The sequence below is a fragment of the Streptomyces bugieae genome, assembly GCF_036352915.1.
GTDB lineage: Bacteria > Actinomycetota > Actinomycetes > Streptomycetales > Streptomycetaceae > Streptomyces > Streptomyces endophytica.
This window is the reverse complement of the sequence record NZ_JAZBJP010000032.1, coordinates 62333-83016: the sequence shown is the minus strand read 5'-3', so window position 1 is coordinate 83016 and position 20684 is coordinate 62333. Positions and strand designations below refer to the sequence as shown.

At 72.7% G+C, this 20684-nt stretch carries 20 protein-coding genes and 1 riboswitch; of the genes, 11 read left to right on the top strand and 9 right to left on the bottom strand.

From position 1 onward, the window contains the following. Window position 1: 1 nt before the first annotated feature. Window positions 2–541 (bottom strand): hypothetical protein, encoded by a 540-nt coding sequence (locus tag V2J85_RS32710; protein ID WP_261951976.1) that lies wholly within the window; start codon window positions 539–541, stop codon window positions 2–4. After that, the gene (locus tag V2J85_RS32705) at window positions 528–1334 is read right to left on the bottom strand and encodes an alpha/beta hydrolase (RefSeq protein ID WP_261951977.1); all 807 of its coding nucleotides are present in this window, start codon (window positions 1332–1334) and stop codon (window positions 528–530) included. The genes V2J85_RS32710 and V2J85_RS32705 overlap by 14 nt, the downstream gene beginning before the upstream one ends. 275 nt (window positions 1335–1609) lie before the next feature. On the opposite strand from V2J85_RS32705, the gene V2J85_RS32700 reads away from it, so the two are divergent. From V2J85_RS32700 to V2J85_RS32680, 5 genes are all read left to right on the top strand, one after another. Beyond that, complete coding sequence (locus tag V2J85_RS32700; RefSeq protein ID WP_261957161.1) at window positions 1610–2344, top strand: lysophospholipid acyltransferase family protein; 735 nt, start codon at window positions 1610–1612, stop codon at window positions 2342–2344. A 65-nt stretch (window positions 2345–2409) separates the two neighbouring features. Continuing rightward, window positions 2410–3699: a MacS family sensor histidine kinase gene (gene macS / locus V2J85_RS32695; protein WP_410011158.1), complete on the top strand. Its 1290-nt coding sequence runs from the start codon at window positions 2410–2412 to the stop codon at window positions 3697–3699. Then, window positions 3696–4367, top strand: coding sequence for a response regulator (locus tag V2J85_RS32690; protein WP_261951978.1), 672 nt, complete (start codon window positions 3696–3698; stop codon window positions 4365–4367). Before macS ends, V2J85_RS32690 begins: the two co-directional genes overlap by 4 nt. Window positions 4368–4579: 212 nt before the next feature. Then, window positions 4580–5608: a 6-phosphofructokinase gene (locus tag V2J85_RS32685; protein ID WP_265363081.1), complete on the top strand. Its 1029-nt coding sequence runs from the start codon at window positions 4580–4582 to the stop codon at window positions 5606–5608. Between the two features lie 112 nt (window positions 5609–5720). Continuing rightward, window positions 5721–6737: a 2-hydroxyacid dehydrogenase gene (locus tag V2J85_RS32680; RefSeq protein WP_330823609.1), complete on the top strand. Its 1017-nt coding sequence runs from the start codon at window positions 5721–5723 to the stop codon at window positions 6735–6737. Here the strand turns inward: V2J85_RS32680 and V2J85_RS32675 are convergent. Beyond that, window positions 6703–8658, bottom strand: a complete 1956-nt coding sequence (locus V2J85_RS32675) for an anthranilate synthase family protein (RefSeq protein WP_330823608.1) — start codon at window positions 8656–8658, stop codon at window positions 6703–6705. The two genes, V2J85_RS32680 and V2J85_RS32675, sit on opposite strands and share 35 nt — an antisense overlap. 265 nt (window positions 8659–8923) lie before the next feature. On the opposite strand from V2J85_RS32675, the gene V2J85_RS32670 reads away from it, so the two are divergent. Together V2J85_RS32670 and V2J85_RS32665 are read left to right on the top strand one after the other, a co-directional pair. Then, window positions 8924–10273, top strand: coding sequence for a class II 3-deoxy-7-phosphoheptulonate synthase (locus V2J85_RS32670; RefSeq protein ID WP_261951982.1), 1350 nt, complete (start codon window positions 8924–8926; stop codon window positions 10271–10273). A gap of 204 nt (window positions 10274–10477) precedes the next feature. After that, a complete protein-coding gene (locus tag V2J85_RS32665) occupies window positions 10478–10765 on the top strand; it encodes a (2Fe-2S)-binding protein (RefSeq protein ID WP_330823607.1) in 288 nt (95 codons plus the stop codon). Between the two features lie 3 nt (window positions 10766–10768). Here the strand turns inward: V2J85_RS32665 and bfr are convergent, their stop codons facing one another. After that, window positions 10769–11245 carry a bacterioferritin gene (gene bfr / locus V2J85_RS32660; RefSeq protein WP_330823606.1) on the bottom strand — a complete coding sequence of 159 codons (477 nt, stop codon included), beginning with the start codon at window positions 11243–11245 and terminating at the stop codon, window positions 10769–10771. A 147-nt stretch (window positions 11246–11392) separates the two neighbouring features. On the opposite strand from bfr, the gene V2J85_RS32655 reads away from it, so the two are divergent. Beyond that, the gene (locus tag V2J85_RS32655) at window positions 11393–12025 is read left to right on the top strand and encodes a sulfite oxidase-like oxidoreductase (RefSeq protein WP_330823605.1); all 633 of its coding nucleotides are present in this window, start codon (window positions 11393–11395) and stop codon (window positions 12023–12025) included. Window positions 12026–12050: 25 nt separating this feature from the next. Here V2J85_RS32655 and V2J85_RS32650 read toward each other — a convergent pair whose 3' ends face one another. The 5 genes from V2J85_RS32650 to thiO form a co-directional block, all read right to left on the bottom strand. Continuing rightward, window positions 12051–12950, bottom strand: a complete 900-nt coding sequence (locus V2J85_RS32650; RefSeq protein WP_261951986.1) for a deoxyribonuclease IV — start codon at window positions 12948–12950, stop codon at window positions 12051–12053. Between the two features lie 51 nt (window positions 12951–13001). Further along, entirely contained in the window at window positions 13002–14969 is a 1968-nt protein-coding gene (gene pknB, locus V2J85_RS32645; protein ID WP_330823604.1) for a Stk1 family PASTA domain-containing Ser/Thr kinase, read from the bottom strand. Between the two features lie 485 nt (window positions 14970–15454). Next, window positions 15455–16297: a thiazole synthase gene (locus V2J85_RS32640; protein ID WP_261951988.1), complete on the bottom strand. Its 843-nt coding sequence runs from the start codon at window positions 16295–16297 to the stop codon at window positions 15455–15457. Window positions 16298–16303: 6 nt separating this feature from the next. Further along, window positions 16304–16525 carry a sulfur carrier protein ThiS gene (gene thiS, locus V2J85_RS32635; protein WP_261951989.1) on the bottom strand — a complete coding sequence of 74 codons (222 nt, stop codon included), beginning with the start codon at window positions 16523–16525 and terminating at the stop codon, window positions 16304–16306. Continuing rightward, the gene (gene thiO / locus V2J85_RS32630) at window positions 16522–17733 is read right to left on the bottom strand and encodes a glycine oxidase ThiO (protein WP_330823603.1); all 1212 of its coding nucleotides are present in this window, start codon (window positions 17731–17733) and stop codon (window positions 16522–16524) included. The genes thiS and thiO overlap by 4 nt, the downstream gene beginning before the upstream one ends. Then, a riboswitch (TPP riboswitch) is annotated at window positions 17731–17843 on the bottom strand. (Overlaps the previous gene by 3 nt.) 156 nt (window positions 17844–17999) lie before the next feature. Here thiO and V2J85_RS32625 point away from each other — a divergent pair. The 3 genes from V2J85_RS32625 to thiE all read left to right on the top strand — a co-directional run bounded on the left by V2J85_RS32625 (window position 18000) and on the right by thiE (window position 20582). Then, window positions 18000–19283: an NAD(P)/FAD-dependent oxidoreductase gene (locus V2J85_RS32625; RefSeq protein ID WP_261951991.1), complete on the top strand. Its 1284-nt coding sequence runs from the start codon at window positions 18000–18002 to the stop codon at window positions 19281–19283. A gap of 151 nt (window positions 19284–19434) precedes the next feature. After that, window positions 19435–19800, top strand: coding sequence for an Rv2175c family DNA-binding protein (locus V2J85_RS32620; RefSeq protein ID WP_261951992.1), 366 nt, complete (start codon window positions 19435–19437; stop codon window positions 19798–19800). 131 nt (window positions 19801–19931) lie between these two features. Further along, on the top strand, window positions 19932–20582 hold the full coding sequence (gene thiE / locus V2J85_RS32615; protein ID WP_261951993.1) for a thiamine phosphate synthase: 651 nt from the start codon (window positions 19932–19934) through the stop codon (window positions 20580–20582). Window positions 20583–20684 lie beyond the last annotated feature (102 nt).

The following is a 20684-nucleotide window of genomic DNA, read 5'->3' as shown; positions in this document are numbered from 1 at the left end:
CTCAGACCACCGCGCCGCCGCCCGGCAGCTGGTCGTCGTCCTCGTCGTCGTGCTTCATCCGGGCCACGAGCGTGGCGAAGCCGCCGAGGAAGCCGCCGATGCCCAGGACCGTGCTCCACCACGTCACCGGCTGCTGGAAGATCACCAGGGCGATCAGCAGCAGCGGGCCGCCGAGCACCGCGATCCAGGCGAACTTGCTGGTGACGTCGGCCTTCGGCAGCGGCGGCGGCTCGGGTGGGGTGAAGTGGCCCTCGTCGGTCTCGTCGAAGTCGTCGTCGGACGGTTCGGCGGCGGCCCAGTCCCGCGGGCCGACGCCCGGTGCGTAGACCACGAAGCTGCCCGGGCGGTCGGTGCCGGCCTTCCCCGGGTCCCCGGGCCCGCCCTTGTGGTCCTTGGCCCCGCCGCCCTCGTCGGGCCCCTTGGCGGGCGCGTCGTCGTCCGCCGGGAACGACGGCTGCTCGCCGTAGCCCGCGACGATCTCCGCCCAGGCGGCTTCCTCGTCGAGCGGGTCCCGGGGGTCGCGGGGGCTACGCTCCGCCACTGGCCGCCGTCCCCTCCGGGGCCGCGTCCACGGCGTCCGCCCCCGCTTGCGGGGCCAGCCGGGAGATGAAGGCGAAGGTGTCCTCGAAGATCTTCTCCGCGTCGTGGTCGAGCGGGGCGACGTGGTAGCTGCGCTCCAGCAGGGTCTGCCGGACGTCCGTCGAGGAGACCCGGGCGAGGATCCGCTCGGAATCCACCGGCGGGACGATGTGGTCCTGCGGGCTGGTCATCACCAGCAACGGCTGGGTGACGGCCGGGAGTTCGGAGTCCACCTGCTGGAAGAACCGGCGCAGGGAGTACGCGGCGTGCAGCGGCACCCGGGTGTAGGCCAGCTCCTCGGCGCCGGGCTTGGCGATGTCGTTGGACACGCCCTTGGTCGTGCGGACGAGATGGCGCAGCACCGGAAGCAGCGGCGCCGCGGCATCATGGACCTTGTTGGCCGGGTTGACCACGACCACCCCGCTGACCGCGGCGCCGTGTTTGGCGGCCAGCCGGAGTGCCAGCGCGCCGCCCATCGACAGGCCGCAGACGAAGACCTGGGAGCAGCGCTCGGTCAGCGCCCGCAGTTCGCGGTCGACCTCGGCGTACCAGTCCTGCCAGGTCGTGATCTGCAGGTCCTGCCAGCGGGTGCCGTGACCGGGCAGCAGCGGAAGGGAGACGGTCAGCCCCCGGTCGGCCAGATGTTCGGCCCAGGGGCGCAGGGACTGGGGGGAGCCGGTGAAGCCGTGGCACACAAGGACGCCGACCTCTCCGCCGTCGCGGCGGAACGGCTCGGCTCCGGGAAGGAGCGGCACCGGGGGACTCCGTTCGATGAGGGGACCTGGCGAGTTACCTCAGGGTACGCAAAGTGACGGCGGGCGGATAGGTCCGACGGCGCGTGCGGCCCGGCCGGTCCGCCGGTACTCCCTCATCTCCGCCCGACGGCGCCCGCGGGCCCCACAGGCGTCCCGCAAGCGGGCGTGCACCAGCTGCCGGAGCCCTTGAACGCCCGGCCGGGACGAGCGTGCCACCCGGGCAGGTTAAGGTCTTTGCGTCACACACAGGAGGCAGTCGGTTGATCTACGGCGCAATGAAGTTTTCCCTCGGCGGGTCGCTGAAGCTTGCCTTCAGGCCCTGGGTGGAAGGCATCGAGAACGTTCCCGCCGAGGGTCCGGCGATCCTCGCGAGCAACCACCTGTCCTTCTCGGACTCGTTCTTCCTGCCCGCGGTGCTCGACCGCAAGGTCACCTTCATCGCGAAGTCGGAGTACTTCACCTCCCCGGGCGTCAAGGGCAAGCTGACCGCCGCGTTCTTCAAGGGCGTGGGCCAGCTGCCGGTGGACCGCTCGGGCGCCCGCGGCGCGGGCGAGGCGGCGATCAAGAGCGGCATAGAGGTCCTCAAGCGCGGTGAGCTGTTCGGCATCTACCCGGAGGGCACCCGCTCCCCGGACGGCCGGCTCTACCGCGGCAAGCCGGGTGGCCTGGCCCGGGTGGCGCTGGCCACCGGCGCGCCGGTCATCCCCGTGGCGATGATCGACACCGAGAAGGTGCAGCCTCCGGGCAAGGTCGTGCCGAAGATGATCCGGCCGGGGATCCGCATCGGCAAGCCGCTGGACTTCACCCGCTACCAGGGCATGGAGGGCGACCGCTTCATCCTGCGGTCGGTCACCGACCAGGTCATGTACGAGATCATGAAGCTCTCCGGCCAGGAGTACGTGGACATCTACGCGACCGCCGCCAAGCGGCAGATCGCGGACGCGGCGAAGGCCGCGGAGGCGAAGAAGAAGGCCGAGGCGGAGCAGGCCAAGAAGGCCGCCGCCGAATAGGCCGACAAAGACGGGCAGGGCCGAGGCCGGTCGCGGGTGCGTCCGGTGAGGGGTGGGGGCCGGCAATGACGGATGCGGACATACGGACGGTGACCGGCGGCATGGCCGCCGCCCGGCGCCACGGCAAGCGCCCCCCGAGGGTGCTGCGGATGTCCGTCGAGCTGCCGCTGTGGCGTGCGCTCACCGGCTACCGGATCCTCACCCTCCTCTACGTCCTGGTCCTGGTGGCGATGTCGTACCGCAAGTACGAACACCCGCTGGGCGCCGCCGCCTACATGGGCGCGCTCACCCTCTGGATGGCGCTGACCTGGCGGCGGACGACCTCGCCGGAGCGCTGCACCCGCCGGTTCCTCGTCGGCGACCTGAGCTTCGCGGTGGGCGGCATCCTGCTCACGACGCTGGTCGACAGCCACGCGCGCATCATGGGCGGCTCGCCCACGCTGCCCTCCATCTGGGCGGCCGGCGCCGTCCTCGGCTTCGCGATCAAGGGCGGCTGGCGCTGGGCCGCGGTGGCCTCCAGCGTGGTGGCGGCCGCCAACCTCGTCGAACGCGAGGTGCTGGCCCGCGACACCATCCACAACGTGATCCTGGTGTGGGTGGCCAGCGTCGGCATCGGTTACGTCGTCGAGGTCGCCCGGGCCAGTGAGCGCACCCTCGCCCGGGCCCTGCAGGTCGAGGCCGCCACCCGCGAACGGGAGCGGCTGGCCCGCGACATCCACGACAGCGTGCTGCAGGTCCTGGCGATGGTGCAGCGGCGCGGTGCCGCGATCGGCGGCGAGGCGGCGGAGCTGGGCCGGATGGCCGGCGAGCAGGAGGTCGCGCTGCGCACCCTGGTCTCCGGCGGCCCGGTGTCGCGGCCCGCCGCCCCGGCCCCGGCGCCGACGCCGGCCGCGGTGCCCGTGCCGCCCCCGCCGCCGGCCGCCGGCGGGCCCTGTGACGTCCGGGCGCTGCTCGCGCCGTACGCGGGGGCCGGGGTGACCTTCTCCGAGCCGGGCGCCCCGGTCGAGCTGCCGGCCGCCGCGGCGGCGGAGCTCGCGGCCGCTGTCAGTGCCGCGTTGGACAATGTGCGGGTCCATGCGGGGGACGGCGCCCAGGCATGGATCCTGGTGGAGGACGAACCGCACGCGGTGATCGTGACGGTCCGCGACGACGGCCCGGGCATCCCCGAGGGCCGCCTCGCGGACGCCGAGCGCGAGGGCCGCCTGGGGGTGGCCCTGTCGATCCGCGGCCGGCTGCGGGACCTCGGCGGCACCGCGGAATGGGTCTCGGTCCCCGGCCAGGGCACGGAAGTGGAGTTGACGGTCCCCAAGGGCGCGGCGCCCGAGGGCGGAAGGCGGGGGAAGACCCGGGCATGACGGAGCAGACGGGCCTGAAGGTGATGGTGGTCGACGACCACCCGATGTGGCGCGACGCGGTCGCGCGGGACCTGGCCGAGGCCGGGTTCGAGGTCGTGGCGACGGCCGGTGACGGCCTCCAGGCGGTCCGCCGCGCGCAGGCCGCCTCGCCCGACGTACTGGTGCTGGACCTCAATCTGCCGGGCCTGCCCGGCGTACGGGTCTGCAAGGAGCTGGTCGGCGCCAATCCGGCGCTGCGGGTGCTGGTGCTGTCGGCGAGCGGTGAGCACGCCGATGTGCTGGAGGCGGTCAAGTCCGGTGCGACCGGCTATCTGCTGAAGTCGGCGAGCACCGAGGAGCTGCTGGACGCGGTGCGGCGCACGGCCGCCGGGGACGCGGTCTTCACCCCGGGCCTCGCGGGCCTGGTCCTCGGCGAGTACCGCCGGCTGGCCACGGAGCCGGCCCCGGCGACCGCGGACGAGCCGGGCGCCCCGCGGCTGACGGAGCGGGAGACCGAGGTGCTGCGCCTGGTCGCCAAGGGCCTCTCGTACAAGCAGATCGCCGAGCGGCTGGTCATCTCGCACCGCACGGTGCAGAACCACGTCCAGAACACCCTCGGCAAGCTGCAGTTGCACAACCGCGTCGAGCTGGTGCGGTACGCGATAGAGCGCGGCCTCGACGAGGGCTGAGCCGTGCCCGGGCCGGCTCCCCGGAGGGGGCGACCGCGGCCGGGCATGATCGATCCGCTCGTACGGGTGAAGACGGGGTGTCAACTCCCCCAAAAATCACCGGAATCGCCGCTTCCGACATCCCGGAGTGACCCAGATCACCATTAGCGTGACCGGCGTCAGCTCAACCACGGCCGTGCGCGGCCACTGACGGGATGTAGGTGATTGCAGCGATGCGGGTCGGAGTACTGACCGGCGGCGGCGACTGCCCCGGACTGAACGCGGTGATCAGGGCAATCGTCCGCAAGGGCACCCAGGAATACGGCTACGACTTCCTCGGCTTCCGGGACGGCTGGCGCGGGCCGCTGGAGAACGACACGGTGCCGCTGGACATCCCGGCGGTGCGCGGCACCCTGCCCCGCGGCGGCACGATCCTCGGCTCCTCGCGAACCAACCCCTTGAAGGCGGAGGACGGCGTCCGCCGGATCAAGGAGACCCTCGCCAAGCAGGAGGTCGAGGCGCTGATCGCGATCGGCGGCGAGGACACCCTGGGCGTGGCGACCCGGCTGTCCGGCGAGTTCGGCGTCCCCTGCGTCGGCGTCCCCAAGACCATCGACAACGACCTCTCGGCCACGGACTACACCTTCGGCTTCGACACCGCCGTGGGCGTCGCCACCGAGGCCATCGACCGGCTGCACACCACCGCCGAATCGCACATGCGGGTCCTGGTCGTCGAGGTCATGGGCCGGCACGCCGGCTGGATCGCGCTGCACTCCGGCCTCGCCGGCGGCGCCAACGTCATCCTCATCCCCGAGCAGCGCTTCGACGTCGACCAGGTCTGCGGGTGGATCCAGTCCCGCTTCAAGGTCCGCTACGCCCCGATCGTGGTGGTCGCCGAGGGTGCGATGCCCAAGGACGGCCAGATGGTGCTCAAGGACGACTCCAAGGACTCCTTCGGCCACGTCCGGCTCTCCGGCGTGGGGGAGTGGCTGGCCAAGGAGATCGAGTCGCGCACCGGCAAGGAGGCCCGGACCACCGTCCTCGGCCACACCCAGCGCGGCGGTACGCCCAGCGCCTTCGACCGCTGGCTGGCCACCCGCTTCGGGCTGCACGCCATCGAGGCGGTGCACGACGGCGACTTCGGCACGATGGTCGCGCTGCGCGGCACCGACATCGTCCGGGTGCCGATCTCCGAGGCGACCGCCAAGCTCAAGACCGTCGACCCGGCGCTCTACGCCGAGGCCGGGGTGTTCTTCGGCTGACCAGGGGTGCCGCCCCCTCCGGGCGGCACCGCCGGGCGAGGGGCCGTATATTCGCCATACACGACATATCCGGCCCATTGCTCCTGGTGAGCACGTACCGGCGGGAGGGAACGTGGAGATCGTCGCCTTCGGAGTGCAGACGGACGAGCGGCCGTTCCTGGAGCGCGCCTTCGCCGGCCGCCACCAGGTGCGCAGCCTGTCCGTCGTCCTCAACCGCGACACCGCCCCGATCGCCCACGGCTACGAGGTCGTCAGCTCCGACGTCAACGCCGACCTCGGCGCGGACGTGCTGCAGACCCTCGCGGCCGGCGGCACGAAGATGGTCGCCCAGCGCTCCACCGGCTTCAACAACATCGATCTGGAGGCCGCGGCCGATCTCGGGATGAGCATCGGCCGGGTCTCCCACTACTCCCCGTACGCGGTGGCGGAATTCGCCTGGGCGCTCGCGCTGGCCGTCGACCGCAAGATCGTGCGGGCCGCCCGGCGCACCCGCAACTTCGACTTCCGGCTGGACGGCCTGATGGGCCGCGATCTGCGCGGCCGCACCGCCGGTGTGCTCGGCACCGGCCGGATCGGCGAGGCGTTCACCCGGATCGCCCACGGCTTCGGCATGGACCTGCTGGGCTGGGACCTCGTCGAGAACCCCCGCTGTGCCGCACTGGGCATGAAGTACGTCCCCCGCGAGCGGCTGTTCGCCGAGGCCGACCTGGTCACCCTGCACCTCCCGCTGACGGACGACACCCGGCACCTCGTCGACGCCGCCGCGCTGGCCGCCATGAAGGACGACGCCATCCTGGTCAACACCAGCCGCGGCGGTCTGGTCGACACCGCGGCGCTGGTCCGCGCGCTCAAGGCCGGCCGGCTCAGCGGCGTCGCGCTGGACGTCTACGAGGAGGAGTCCGGGCTCTTCTACCACGACCGGTCCCTGGACGTCATCGACGACGACACCCTCGCCCGCCTGATGACCTTCGCGAACGTGCTGGTCACCTCGCACCAGGCGTACTTCACCGACGATGCGGTGGGCCAGATCACCCAGGCCACCGTGACCAACGTCGAGGACTACCTCGCCCACCGCACCAACGAGAACATGCTGGTCACACGAGGACAGCTGCCAGCAGTTGCGCGGTGACCGCGGCCCCGTCCAGGGTCAGTACCGACTCCGGGTGGAACTGCACCCCCGCGAAGCCCGGACCGCGCAGCGCATGCACCTCACCGGACTCCGCGTCCCGGCTCAACTCCACGCGGTGCATGGCCAGTTCGGCCTCCGTACGGTCGTCGCAGCGGGCCGTGAAGGTGTTGTAGAAGCCGACCGTCTCGGGGCGCCCGAAGAAGTCGATCCGCTCCTGCGCCCCCTGGAAGGGCACCTCCTTGCGGACGATCTCCAACCCCAGCTCCGCGGCGAGCAGTTCGTGACCCAAGCACACTCCCAGCAGGCCGTGCTTGTGGTGGGCGACCAGGTCCGCGGTCAGCGACCGCAGGAAGCGCATCTTGGGGTCGGCCGTGTCGGACGGGTCGCCCGGCCCCGGGCCCAGCACCACCGGGCCCTCGTGCGCCAGAGCGGCCGCGCGCAGCCCCGGCTCGTCGAACCGGCGCACCGTCACCGCCAGCCCGGACGTCCGCAGCAGATGCGCCAGCATCGCCGTGAAGGTGTCCTCCGCGTCGATCACCAGCGCGTGCCCGCTCAGCTCGGCGGTCGGCGCGGTGGTCTGCATCCGCAGCCAGAACGGTGCCAGGTCCGCCCGGCGGGCGTCCAGGGCGGCCCGCACCCGCGGGTCGTCGGCCAGCCGCGGCGGCCGCCCGCCGTCCGCCGGGCGCGCCGGTGCCTCCCGTACGCCCAGCGCGGTCAGCACGCCCGCCGCCTTCGCATGCGTCTCGGCGACCTCGCCGTGCGGGTCGGAGGCGCGCACCAGCGTGGCGCCGACCGGCACCCGCAGCCGGCCTTCCGCGGCGATGTCCGCGGTCCGGATCAGGATCGGCGAGTCCAGCGTCTGCGCGCCGCCCGCGTCCCGGCCGATCAGCGCCAGCGCGCCCGCGTAGTAGCCGCGCCCCCGCCCGTCCGGGCCGACCGGCTCGTGCCGTTCGATGACCCGGCAGGCGTTCTGCACCGGCGACCCGGTGACCGTCGCCGCGAACATGGTCTCCTTCAGCACCTCGCGCACATCGAGGGTGGACCGGCCGCGCAGCTCGTACTCGGTGTGCGCGAGATGCGCCATCTCCTTGAGCCGGGGCCCGATCACCACCCCGCCCCGGTCGCCGACCGTGCACATCATCTTGAGTTCCTCGTCCACCACCATGGACAGCTCCTCGACCTCCTTGCGGTCGCCGAGGAACGCCAGCAGGCTCTCCGGGGTGGGCCCGCCGGCCGGGTAGCGGTAGGTGCCGCTGATCGGATTCATCACGACCGTTCCTCCGGTCATCCGGACGTGCACCTCCGGGCTGGCGCCGACCAGCGTGCGCACACCGGGGCGGTGCACGACGTACGTCCAGTACGCGCCGCGCTCACCGACCAGCAGCCGCCGGAACAGTGCCAGCGCGTCGGCCGCCGAGAAGTCCGCGATCGAGCCCTCGAAGGTCCGGCGGATGACGAAGTTGGCGCCCTCGCCGGTGCCGATCTCCTCCCGCACCACCCGCTCGACGATCTCCGCGTACCGCCCGTCCGACACGTCGAACGCCCCGTCCGCCACCCGTACGTCGTGCGCCGGCAGCGCCGCCAGCACCTCGTCCAGCGGCAGCTCGCAGGTCTCGCTGGGGCGCAGCACGGCCAGCGGGGTGCCGTCGTCGTGGGCCCGGAAGCCGCGCTCGCGGATCTGCCGGAACGGGACCAGCGCGAGCGCGTCGATCACCGGCGCACCGGGTGCCGTCTCACCCAGTGGGATGTCCGCCAGCCGCTCGACCTCGGTGACCTCGCCGATGAGCACCTCGACGGTGTCGCCCGCCTCCCGGCCGGGGGAGCGGCGGCGCAGCAGCGCGAACGGGGGGCCGGCGGGGTCGAGCAGCCGCCGGACGAGCGCGGCGGCATCGGGACGGACGTCGGGGCGTACGCGGTGCATGGCGGTTCCTTCCGGGTGGGCCGGAGGGCCGGGACAGAGGGGAACGACCGCCGGAAACGCCGAAGGCCGCCCTCGGGCGGCCTTCGCGGAGTGTGGGATGTGCGCGCGAATCAGTGGGCCGCCGGAGGAGCGGTCCACCACCAGTTCATGGTCGGCATCGGTCGCGTGCACATGGGCCGCACCCTACCGGACCGTCCGGGTGCTCTGCGTCTCACAGTCCGGATGCCGGACGGACACCCCCACCGGACCCCGTAATGTGGGGCATGTGACCGTGAACGCTGAAACCCACGCCGGTGGCAACACCTGGCGACACCTTCCCGCGGCGCAGCAGCCTGACTGGCCGGACCAAGAGGCTCTGCGCGATGTGATCGCGGAGCTCGAGTCCTATCCGCCGCTCGTCTTCGCGGGCGAGTGCGACCAGCTGCGTGAGCGCCTGGGAGCCGTCGCCCGTGGTGAGGCGTTCCTGCTCCAGGGCGGCGACTGCGCGGAGGCCTTCGACGCCGTCTCCGCCGAGCACATCCGCAACAAGCTCAAGACCCTCCTGCAGATGGGCGCCGTCCTGACCTACGCCGGCTCGGTGCCGGTGGTCAAGGTCGGCCGGATCGCCGGCCAGTACAGCAAGCCGCGCTCCAAGCCCACCGAGACCCGTGACGGCGTGACCCTGCCGACCTACCGCGGCGACTCCGTCAACGGCTTCGAGTTCACCGAGGCGGCCCGCATCCCGGACCCGCAGCGGCTCAAGCGGATGTACCACGCCTCCGCGGCGACCCTGAACCTCGTGCGCGCCTTCACCACCGGCGGCTACGCCGACCTGCGGCAGGTGCACGCCTGGAACCAGGACTTCGTGAAGTCCTCGCCCTCGGGGCAGCGCTACGAGGCGCTGGCCCGCGAGATCGACCGGGCGATGAACTTCATGAACGCCTGCGGGGTGGACCCGGAGGAGTTCCGGACCGTGGAGTTCTACTCCTCCCACGAGGCGCTGGTGCTCGACTACGAGTCGGCGCTGACCCGGGTGGACTCGCGCACCGGCAACCTCTACGACGTCTCCGGGCACATGCTCTGGATCGGCGAGCGCACCCGTCAGCTGGACCACGCGCACATCGAGTTCGCCTCGCGCATCCGCAACCCGATCGGCGTCAAGCTGGGCCCGACGACCACCGCGGAGGACGCGCTCACCCTCATCGAGCGCCTCGACCCGGAGCGTGAGCCGGGCCGGCTGACCTTCATCACGCGCATGGGGGCGGACAAGATCCGCGACAAGCTCCCCGAGCTGGTGGACAAGGTCACCGCCGCCGGTGCGCAGGTCGCCTGGATCTGCGACCCGATGCACGGCAACACCTTCGAGGCGGCCTCCGGGCACAAGACCCGGCGCTTCGACGACGTGCTGGACGAGGTCAAGGGCTTCTTCGAGGTCCACAAGGGCCTCGGCACGCACCCGGGCGGCATCCACGTCGAGCTGACCGGCGACGACGTCACCGAGTGCGTGGGCGGCGGCGACGAGATCTTCGTCGACGACCTGCACCAGCGCTACGAGACCGCCTGCGACCCGCGGCTCAACCGCAGCCAGTCGCTGGACCTGGCCTTCCTGGTGGCGGAGATGTACCGCGATCAGTGATCGCGAGTGAACGTGAGTGGGGGGCGGATCTGTGATCCGCGCCCCACTCACGTTGTCCGGGTCCGCCGGGCGTTGTGGAGCCAGGACGCGCCAGGTAAGGTAAGGGTAACCTCACTCAAGATCGACTGGACCGGTCGACGAGGTTCTTCCGCCGACCAGTCGCCGGAACCGTCCGAAGCCGCCCCTCACGGAGGAGACACCGCGTTGTACGTCTGCTCTTGCTTCGGGGTCACCGAGCAGCAGGTCCGCCAGCACGCGGCGACGGGCGCCTGCACGCCCCGCCAGATCGCCTCCGCCTGCAAGGCGGGCACCGACTGCGGCAACTGCGTGCGCCGCATCCAGGCGCTGCTCGGCCGGGGCGCCTGCCCGCGCCGGGAGCTCATCGAGAACGGCGCCGACCCGCTGGCATCCGGGCGGACGTCGTCCGAGCTGCCGCCGGCGGACGCGGAGGAGGACGCCGCGGGGCCCGCGGCGCTCCCGGAGGCCGCGTAGCCGTCAGCTCGGCTGCTCGATCACCTGGGCGATGTAGAGCGCCTCTCCGAGCTTCTCCACCAGCTCCAGCTGGGTGTCGAGGTAATCGATGTGGTGCTCCTCGTCCGCGAGGATGTCCTCGAAGATGTTCGCCGAGGTGATGTCGCCCTTGTTGCGCATCAGCTCGATACCGCGCTTGAGCCGGTCGATCGCCTCGACCTCGATCTGCCGGTCCGCCTGGAACATCTCGGTGACGGTCTGGCCGACCCGTACGTGGAACAGCCGCTGGTAATTCGGCAGCCCTTCGAGGAAGAGAATCCGGTCGGTCAGCACCTCCGCGTGCTTCATCTCGTCGAACGATTCGGCGCGGGTGTACTTCGCGAGCTTGGTCCAGCCGTAGTTCTCCTGCATCTTCGCGTGCAGGAAGTACTGGTTGATGGCGGTCAGCTCGGCGGTCAGCTGCTCGTTGAGGAATTCGATGACCTCGGGGTCGCCCTGCATGGCTGCGGGCTCCTTCCACGCGAGAACTGGGCAGGTGCCGCGCATCCTCGCACCGCCCTCGGCGGACCGTCCAGTAAGTACACGCTTAGTACGAGTTGCCCGAATCTCTCCCTCCCTGGTCATCGGCACCCCTTCCGGTCTGACAACATGGAGGGCATGGGTCAGCCGGAAAGCCGCGAAGAGGAGCATCCTCAGCTTCCTCCGGGGCAGCGGCTCCAGCGGGGCTGGCCGGTGACGCATTACGGCCCGGTCCCGAAGTTCCGCCCCGAACGCTGGGAGTTCCGCGCGTTCGGCGCCACCGCGGACGATGCGAAACACTGCTGGTCGCACGAGGAATTCACGGCACTGCCGTATGCCACGGTCGTCGCCGACATGCACTGCGTGACGAAATTCAGCATGCTGGGCGCCGAATGGGGCGGGGTACTCACCAGGACCATTCTGGATCTCGCGCCGCCCGCGCCGGATGTCACCCATGTGATGGTGTGGGCCGAATACGGCTTCAGCTCGAATCTCCGGCTGGCGGATTTCGCCGCCGGGAACTGCCTCTTCGCCACGCACCGCTCGGGGGAACTGCTCACCGCCGAGCACGGTTTCCCGGTCCGGCTGATCGTGCCGCACCTCTACGCCTGGAAGGGCCCGAAATGGGTCCGCGGCATCGAATACATGCGGGCCGACCGCCGCGGCTTCTGGGAGGAGCGCGGCTACCACAACCTGGGCGACCCCTGGCAGGAGCAGCGCTACTCCTACCAGGAGGAGCCCGGGGACGGCCCCGAGCTCTGACCCCGGCCGGCCCCGGTCGGTGGTGTCAGCCGTCCCGGAGCTTCTTCAGCCGCTCGACGTCGCCCGCGTGCCCCTCCTTGCCGCCCGGCGTCTCGATGATCAGCGGGACGCCGTCGGTGGCCGGGTGGGCCATCAGCGCCCGGAACGCGTCCTCGCCGATGTGCCCGGCGCCGATGTTCGCGTGCCGGTCCTTGTGGGCACCCACCACGTCCTTGGAGTCATTGGCGTGGATCAGCTTCAGCCGCCCCGCGCCGACCGTCCCGACCAGCAGGTCGAGCGTCTGGTGCATCCCGTTCGGCCCGGTCAGGTCGTGCCCCGCCGCGAAGATGTGGCAGGTGTCCAGGCAGACGCCCAGCTTCGGATGGGCGTCCAGCGCTTCGAAGTACGGCCCGAAGTCCCAGGTCCGGGAACACAGCGACGCGCCCTGGCCCGCGGTCGACTCCAGCAGCAGATATGGGTCGTCGGGGTGCGTCAGCTCGTCGAGCAGCGGCAGCAACCGCGCCCTGACCTGCGCCAGCGCCTCCGCGCGCGGCCGCCCGCCGGTCGCCGAACCGGTGTGCACGACCACCCCGAGCGCGCCGATGTCCCGGCCGCGGCGCAGCGAATGGCGCAGTGAGGCCACCGACCGCTCGACCGTCTCCGGAGTGTGCGAACCGAAGTTGATCAGGTACGGCGCGTGGACGTACGCCGGCAGATCCTGCAGCGCACAGGCCGCCCGGAACGCCTCGTCCTGCTCGGGGCTGCCGGGCGGCGTCGCCCAGCCGCGCGGATTGGCCACGAAGACCTGCACGGCCTCGGCGCCCATCTCGCGGGCGTAGGCGATACCGGTCTTGGCCAGCCCGCCGGCCACCGGCACATGGCCGCCGACCGGATTGCGGGCCCGGGCGGACCGTCCGGCGTCCTGGGGGGAGGGGGTTTCACTCACCCTCCAAGGGTGCCAGGCGCCGGACGGCCCCCCGATCCGAGGGGCCCCGCGCTACAGGGCGCCCTTCAGCTTGATCGTGATCGTGCTGCCCTTCGGCGCCTTCTCGCCCGGGTCGACGGACTGGGTGTCCACCTCGTCCTGCGGGAACAGGAACGGCTTCTTCACCTCGACCTGGAAACCGAGAGCGGTCAGCTGCTTCTTGGCGTCCTCGACGTTCTTGCCGGTGACATCGGGCACCGGGACCATCTCCGGGCCCTTGGAGAGCGTGAGGGTGACCGTGTCGCCGGTACCGGCCTCCTCGCCCGCCGCCGGGTCCTGCCGGGCCACCGTGCCCTTGTCCTGCGGCGAGTTCACCGGCTCCGCGGCGAACTTCACATGCAGCCCCTTGGCCTGCAGCGTGGCCACGGCGTCCGCCCGCTCGCTGCCGATCACGCCGGGCACGTCGACCTTGGCGCCCCGGCTGACGACCAGCGCCACCGCCGTGTCGGGCTGCCGCTGGCTGCCCGCGGCGGGGTCGGTACGGATCACCGAGCCCTTGGCGACGTTGTCGTCGAACGCCTTGGTCTCGGCCCCCGGCCTCAGCCCGAGGTCGCGCAGCTTGCGCTTGGCGTCCGCGACCGGGGTGCCGGACAGGTCCGGTACGGCGACGTGGTTCGGGCCGCGGGAGATGGTGATCGTGACCGTCCCCGTACCGCGGATCCGCCCGCCGGTCGCCGGGGCGGTCTTCATGACGTGCCCGCGCTCCACGTTGGAGCTGAAGCCGCGCACGACCTTGATCCCCAGCCCCGCGTCCCGCAGCGTCTTGGTGGCCTTGGCCTGCGTCATGTCCAGCACCGCGGGGACGGTGGTGAACTGGCCGGAGGTGATGTACCAGACGCCCGTGCCGAGGCCGAGGACCAGCAGCACGGCCGCGATGATCGTGGCGAGCCGGCGCCGCTGCAGCAGCCCGCCGGCCGCGGCGGGCGCCGCGGCCGGGGCCGGACGCAGCCGGGTCGTCCGCTCCTCCGGCACCGGGGGCACTTCCAGGCGGCTGGTGCGGTTCAGCGCCGCCTCGTCCGCACCCGGCAGCGGCGGCTGTACGCCACCGGGCCGGGGTATCACGTCCGTGGCCTCCGCGTCGGAGTCCGCCGGCACCTCCTTGGCGCCCGGCGGGACGACGTCCAGCTCCTCGTCGGTCAGCGCCGCCCGGGCCTCCCGGGTCCGCGACAGCAGCGCCACCGCGTCCTGCGGGCGCGCCTGCGGATCGCGGGCGGTGGCCAGCGCGACCAGCTCGTCCAGCTGCCCGGCCAGCCCCGGCACCCGCTCGGACGGCGGCAGCACGTCCTCGTGCAGGTGCTGGTAGAGCACCTGCGCCACGGAGCCGCCGGTGTGCGGCTTGGTGCCGGTGAGCATCTCGTAGAGCACCACGCCGCACGCGTAGACGTCGACCCGGGCGTCCGCGGTGCCGTGCTCCAGCTGCTCGGGCGCCAGGTAGGAGACCGTCCCCAGCACCGAGCCGGTCGAGGCGGTGGTGTTCGTGTCCACCGCCCGCACCAGCCCGAAGTCGGCGACCTTGACCCGCCCGTCGTCGCCGATGAGGACGTTCTCCGGCTTCATGTCGCGGTGCACCAGCCCGGCGCGGTGCGCGGCCCCCAGGGCGGCCAGGATCGGCTCCAGGATGTCCAGCGCGGCCCGCGGCTGCAGGGCGCCGCGCTCGCGCAGCACGTCGCGCAGGGTGCAGCCGGCGACGTACTCCATCGCCAGATAGACGTACGTACCGTCGGTGCCCTGGTCGAAGACGCCCACCACGTTCGGGTGCGACAGCCGCGCGACGGACTTCGCCTCCCGGATGAAGCGCTCGACGAACGCACCGTCCTCGGCGAGGCCCGGGTGCATCACCTTCAGCGCGAGCACCCGGTCGAGGCGGGTGTCCACGGCCCGGTAGACCGTGGCCATCCCCCCTGCGGCGATGCGCGCCTGGACGCGGTAGCGGCCGTCGAGCAGCTGACCCACGAGGGGGTCTTGGAGCGTCGTATCCACGGCAAGCGAGTGTATTCGCCCCACGTGGTCGGCTGCAGCGCCGTGCGGCGCCCCGTACGTACCTGGCTTTCCCGCCGCGGGTCGTCTCGCCGTTGCGCCTGGCGGCGGGCGTGGTGTTGTCGGGTGCGGTGCCGGCCCTCCAGACTTCGTCCTCCGGTCCAGCCCCTCCCGTGAGTGGGAGTTACTGAGCTGGTTGGGGGCGAGCCTGGCCTGTTGGCTGCACGCACGTGGCATTACGTACACCCCCACCGCCGTTCCTTCCCTCTCACGGGAGGGGGCGGGCCGGAGGGGCCGGTTGTGTGGACGTAAAGCGTCAGCAGTCCACACAACCGGCCCCGGAGGCCCGTCACCGCACCCAACAACAACCCAGCCCGCCGCAGGCGCAACGGCGAACAACACCCGCGGCGGGACAGACGGCTACGTGGGAGGCGCCGCAAAGCGCAACGGCGAGACGACCCGCGGCGGGACAGCCAGGTACGTGGGGATTAAAAAGCGGGCCGCTCCGGGTCGAGCGCGGCCACCCCGTCCACCGGGGAGGACGCCACCGCGAAATGGCGCCGGGGGATCCGCCCGGCGCCATACGCCAGGCGGCCCGCCGCCACCGCATGGCGCATCGCGTGCGCCATGCGGACCGGCTCCTGCGCGCGCGTCACCGCGGAGGCCAGCATGACCGCCGCGCAGCCCAGCTCCATCGCGAGGGCCGCGTCGGAGGCCGTGCCGGCGCCGGCGTCCAGGATGACCGGGACGCCGGCCCGCTCGGTGATCAGCTGGAAGTTGTGCGGGTTGCGGATGCCCAGGCCGGAGCCGATCGGCGAGCCCAGCGGCATGATCGCGGCGCAGCCCACGTCCTCCAGCTTGCGGGCCAGTACCGGATCGTCGTTCGTGTAGGGCAGCACCGTGAAGCCGTCGTCCACCAGGGTCTCCGCGGCGTCCAGCAGCTCGATCGGGTCGGGCAGCAGGGTGCGCTCGTCCGCGACGACCTCCAGCTTGACCCAGTCCGTGCCGAGCGCCTCCCGGGCGAGCCGGGCGGTGAGCACCGCCTCGCCCGCGGTGAAGCAGCCCGCCGTATTGGGCAGCACCCGGATCCCGTGCCGGTTCAGGACGGACAGCACCGAGCCCTGCACGGTCGGGTCCAGCCGCCGCATGGCGACCGTGGTCAGCTCCGTACCGGAGGCGAGCAGCGCCCGCTCCAGGACGTCGAGGCTGGGCGCGCCGCCGGTGCCCATGATCAGACGGGAAGCGAACGTGGTGTCGGCGATGGTCAGGGGGTCGGAGAGGTCGGGGGAGACGTCGGGGCGCGTCTCGGGGGAGAGGCCGGTTTCGCTCATGGCGGGTCAGCCTCCCTGGACCGCGGTGAGGACCTCGACGCGGTCGCCGTCGCCGAGCGGGGTGGCGGGCCACTGGGTGCGCGGCACCACGACCTCGTTGACCGCGGCGGCCACTCCGGACGGCGCCGAGGACAGGGTCGCGACGAGCCGGTCGAGGGTGAGTCCGCCGGGGATCTCGCGGGGTTCGCCGTTGACGGACACCGAGACGGTGGGGGCGGGGGCGCTCATACGGGCTGCTCCTGGAGGAGGCGGGGGCGCGCGGCCTCAGAGGTGGCGGCGAAGCGCGCGGGGCTGAAGGGGCGGGCCTCGTCGGGGAGGCTCCCGGTGGCCAGCAGTTCGGCCATCACGTCACCGGTGACCGGCGTCAGCAGGACACCGTTGCGGAAGTGGCCGGTGGCCAGATGGAGGCCGGGCAGCTCGGTCGGGCCGAGCAGCGGGGCGTTGTCGGGGGAGCCGGGGCGCAGCCCGGCGCAGCTCTCCACGAGCGGCAGTTCGGTGATGCCGGGCACCAGCTCGTGCGCGTCCCGCAGCAGCTCGTAGACGCCGCCCGCGGTGACCGTGGTGTCCCAGCCCAGCTCCTCGCTGGTGGCGCCGACGACCAGTTCGCCGCTCTCCCGCGGCACCAGATAGAGCGGACCGCCGCGGACGACGGCCCGTACGGTGCGCGACAGGAAGGCGGGGGAGCCGGCCGGCAGGTCCGGCAGGCGCAGCCGCAGCACCTGGCCCTTGACCGGCCGCACCGGCGGCCGCACCTCCTCGGGCACCCCGGCCAGCCGGCCGCTGAAGCTGCCCGCCGCCAGTACGGTCTGGCCGGCCGACAGCCGTGTGCCGTCGGCGAGTTGGGCCCCGGTGGCCCGCCCGGCGTCGACCGTCAGCCGTTCCGCGCGGGTGCGGTGGAAGACCACCCCGGCGCGCTCGCAGGCCACCAGCAGCGCGTGGGCCAGCCGGCGCGGATCGACCTGGTGGTCGCCGTCGACCCGCAGCCCGCCGCGTACGCCGGGGGCCAGCATCGGTTCCAGACGGCGGCACTCCCGGCCCGTGAGCCACTGGGAGTCCAGCCCCGAACGGGTCTGCAGGGCGTGCAGTTCGCGCAGGTGGGCCCGGTCGTCGGCGTCCAGGGCGACGGCCAGGGTGCCGCACCGCCGGTAGCCGGTCGGCTGCCCGCCGGCCTCCTCCAGCTCCTCGATGAACCGCGGATAGCGGCGGGCCGAGGCGAGATTGAGCCCCAGCAGGGTCTGCTCGCCGTAGTGGAGCTCGGTGACCGCGGCCAGCATTCCGGCCGCGACGTACGCCGCGCCGCCGCCCGGTGCCGGATCGGCCACGGCCACGGTCAGCCCGCGGCCGGCCGCCCGCCAGGCGGTGACCAGCCCGATGATGCCGCCTCCGATGACGAGCACATCGGGGTGGCCGGTGGTTCGTGTGGCAGGTGGATGCATGGGCGTCCAGCCCCTCCCTTCGCCGGCATGACCCGGATCAGGTTCGTACGGTCGGAGGCCGGCCAGCCTCCCTCTCAGCCCGGTGCGTCCGGGCTCCCGCGAGTGCGTGTACCCGTCACCCTAATACCCGGCCGCGACGGGCCGTAAGGGAACGGGGGCCCGGTCCGGCGGCCCCGGGGACCCGGACGGCGGTCCGTGACGGTGTGTCAGAGATCTCCTTGCGCGCTGCTGCGAGCCGCGTCGCCGCCCGTCCTAGAGTTGATCGGGTGAGCGAGCAGAGCAAGTCCTCCCAGGCCCCTGACCGCACGCCGCGCGTGGTGATCGTCGGCGCCGGAATCGCGGGCGTGCAGACCGCGGTCGCCCTGCGGGAACAGGGCTGGCCCGGCACGATCACGCTGATCGGCGACGAGCCGCACCAGCCGTACGACCGCCCGCCGCTGTCCAAGGCGGTCCTGCTGGGCAAGGCCGACGGCTCCGCCTTCGACGTCGACTTCGCCGGACTGGGCATCGACCTCCACCTCGGCCGCCGGGTCACCGCCCTGGTCCCGGAGGAGCGCGTGGTCGAGACGGCCGAGGGCCGGGTGCCGTACGACCACGCGGTGATCGCCACCGGCGCCGACCCGATCACGCTGCCCGGCAGCGAGGGGCTGCCCGGCGTCCACCTGCTGCGCACCCTCGACGACGCCGAACGGCTGCGGCCGGTGCTCGCCGCCCAGCACGAGATCGTGGTCGTCGGGGCCGGCTGGATCGGCGCCGAGTTCGCGACCGCGGCCCGGGAGGCGGGCTGCGCGGTCACCGTCGTCGAGGCCGCCGACCGCCCGCTGGCGGGCGCGCTGCCCGCCGAGGTCGCCGCCCACATGACCGGCTGGTACGCGGACGCCGGCGCCGAGCTGCGGCTCGGTGCCCGGGTCGGGTCCGTCACCTCCGGGGCGGTCACCCTCGCCGACGGCACGGTGCTGCCCGCCGACGCGGTGGTCGTCGGGATCGGCGCCCGACCCGCCACCGCCTGGCTCGCCGGCTCGGGCGTCGAGGTCTCCGCCGAGGACGGCTCCGTGCTCGCCGACGAACAGCTGCGCACCTCCGCCCCCGATGTCTACGCGGTGGGCGACTGCGCCTCCTTCCCGTCCACCCGCTACGGCACCCGCCTGCTGGTCCACCACTGGGACAACGCCCTCCAGGGCCCCCGCACGGTCGCCGAGAACATCGCCCGCGCCGGCTCGGAGGGGCTGGTGTACGACCCGGTCCCGTACTTCTGGTCCGAGCAGTTCGGCCGGTTCGTGCAGTACGTGGGCCACCACGTGGACTCCGACGAGCTGGTGTGGCGCGGTGACCCGTCCGGCGCGGCCTGGTCGGTGCTCTGGCTGCGCGGCGCCGACGGGCCGGGCGAGATTCCGGCCGGCGGGAGCCCGGCGGGCCGGCTGGTCGCGCTGCTCGCCGTGGGCCGGCCGCGGGACCTCGCCCAGGGGCGCAAGCTCATCGAGCGCGGGGTGGCCCTGGACCGGGAGCGGGCGGCGAACGCGGCGGTCCCGCTGAAGGCCGCGGCGCAGTAACCGGCAGCTGGCTCGGGGATCGGGGGCGCCGGGGCACCGCGGGCGCACCGGCGGGCGCGCCGGGGGCACGTCGTCACTCTCCGGTGTGCCGGAAGCCGCTCATGGGGATGCCCGGCTACCGGCTGTCAGTGCGAGGTGGCAGGCTTGTCCTGTGACCGAGATTGACGCAAAGATCGATGGACTCGTTCCCGCCTGGCTCACCCTCCCCGACATCGCCGAACAGCTCGGCGTCGAGGTGACCCGTGTCCGGCAGCTGGTCAAGGAGGGCCAGCTGATCGCGGTGCGCCGCGGCGAGAACCGGGTGCTCCAGGTGCCCGCCGATTTCATCAAGGAAGACAAGGTGGTCAAGGGCCTCGTCGGCACCCTCACCCTCCTCAAGGACGACGGCTTCACCGACGAGGAGATGCTGGAGTGGCTGTTCACCGAGGATGAGAGCCTGCCCGGCACCCCGGCCCAGGCGCTGCGCGAGAATCGCGGCACGGAAGTCAAGCGCCGGGCCCAGGCCCTCGCCGTCTGACGCCCCCGCCGCCGCGGCCGCCCCCGGCAGTCGCGGCGGCCTCCGCAGCCACCTCGATCCGTAACCACCTTTCGGGGCGTGCGGACCGGAAGACCCGGTCCGTACGCCCCTGACCTGGGGGGAAGCCGCCCATGAGCACCGCACGACAGGCCCTGTCCGACGCCCGGCTCTATCTCTGCACGGACGCCCGCAGGCAGCAGGGCGACCTCCCGCAGTTCCTCGACGCCGTGCTCGCCTCGGGGGTCGACATCGTCCAGCTGCGCGACAAGGGCATGGAGGCCGGCGAGGAGCTGCGCCACCTGGAGGTCTTCGCGGACGCCTGCCGGCGGCACGGCAAGCTGCTGGCCGTGAACGACCGGGCGGACGTGGCGCACGCCGCCGGCAGCGACGTGCTGCACCTCGGACAGGGCGACCTGCCCGTCCCGGCCGCCCGCGCCCTGCTCGGCCCGGACGTCCTGATAGGCCGCTCCACGCACGCCGAGGCCGAGGTGGACGCCGCACTCGCCGAAGCGGGCGTGGACTACTTCTGCACCGGCCCCTGCTGGCCGACGCCCACCAAGCCGGGCCGGCACGCCCCCGGCCTGGACCTGGTCCGGTACGCCGCGGCGCGGGCCCCCGAGCGCCCCTGGTTCGCCATCGGCGGGATCGACGCCGGCAACCTCGACGAGGTGCTGGCGGCCGGCGCCCGCCGGGTCGTGGTGGTCCGCGCGATCACGGAGGCGGACGATCCGGGCGCGGCGGCCGCGGCACTGGCCAAGCGCATCCGGACCTGGGACGCCTGACGGGCCCGGCGGGCCGCAAAATGTCCACCCACTGGACATGAACCGGACCAACCAGGCATAACGCCGATGACGGTTGGTGTGTGACCGGCTGCTGGTTAACCT

Bases quoted from the DNA above. Each gene is read 5' to 3' on its own strand.
- V2J85_RS32700 (WP_261957161.1), top strand. From the start codon at position 1,610: ATGAAGTTTTCCCTCGGCGGGTCGCTGAAGCTTGCCTTCAGGCCCTGG.
- macS (WP_410011158.1), top strand. From the start codon at position 2,410: ATGACGGATGCGGACATACGGACGGTGACCGGCGGCATGGCCGCCGCC.
- V2J85_RS32690 (WP_261951978.1), top strand. From the start codon at position 3,696: ATGACGGAGCAGACGGGCCTGAAGGTGATGGTGGTCGACGACCACCCG.
- V2J85_RS32685 (WP_265363081.1), top strand. From the start codon at position 4,580: ATGCGGGTCGGAGTACTGACCGGCGGCGGCGACTGCCCCGGACTGAAC.
- V2J85_RS32675 (WP_330823608.1), bottom strand. From the start codon at position 8,658: ATGCACCGCGTACGCCCCGACGTCCGTCCCGATGCCGCCGCGCTCGTC.
- bfr (WP_330823606.1), bottom strand. From the start codon at position 11,245: ATGCAGGGCGACCCCGAGGTCATCGAATTCCTCAACGAGCAGCTGACC.
- V2J85_RS32655 (WP_330823605.1), top strand. From the start codon at position 11,393: ATGGAGGGCATGGGTCAGCCGGAAAGCCGCGAAGAGGAGCATCCTCAG.
- V2J85_RS32640 (WP_261951988.1), bottom strand. From the start codon at position 16,297: ATGAGCGAAACCGGCCTCTCCCCCGAGACGCGCCCCGACGTCTCCCCC.
- thiS (WP_261951989.1), bottom strand. From the start codon at position 16,525: ATGAGCGCCCCCGCCCCCACCGTCTCGGTGTCCGTCAACGGCGAACCC.
- thiO (WP_330823603.1), bottom strand. From the start codon at position 17,733: ATGCATCCACCTGCCACACGAACCACCGGCCACCCCGATGTGCTCGTC.
- thiE (WP_261951993.1), top strand. From the start codon at position 19,932: ATGAGCACCGCACGACAGGCCCTGTCCGACGCCCGGCTCTATCTCTGC.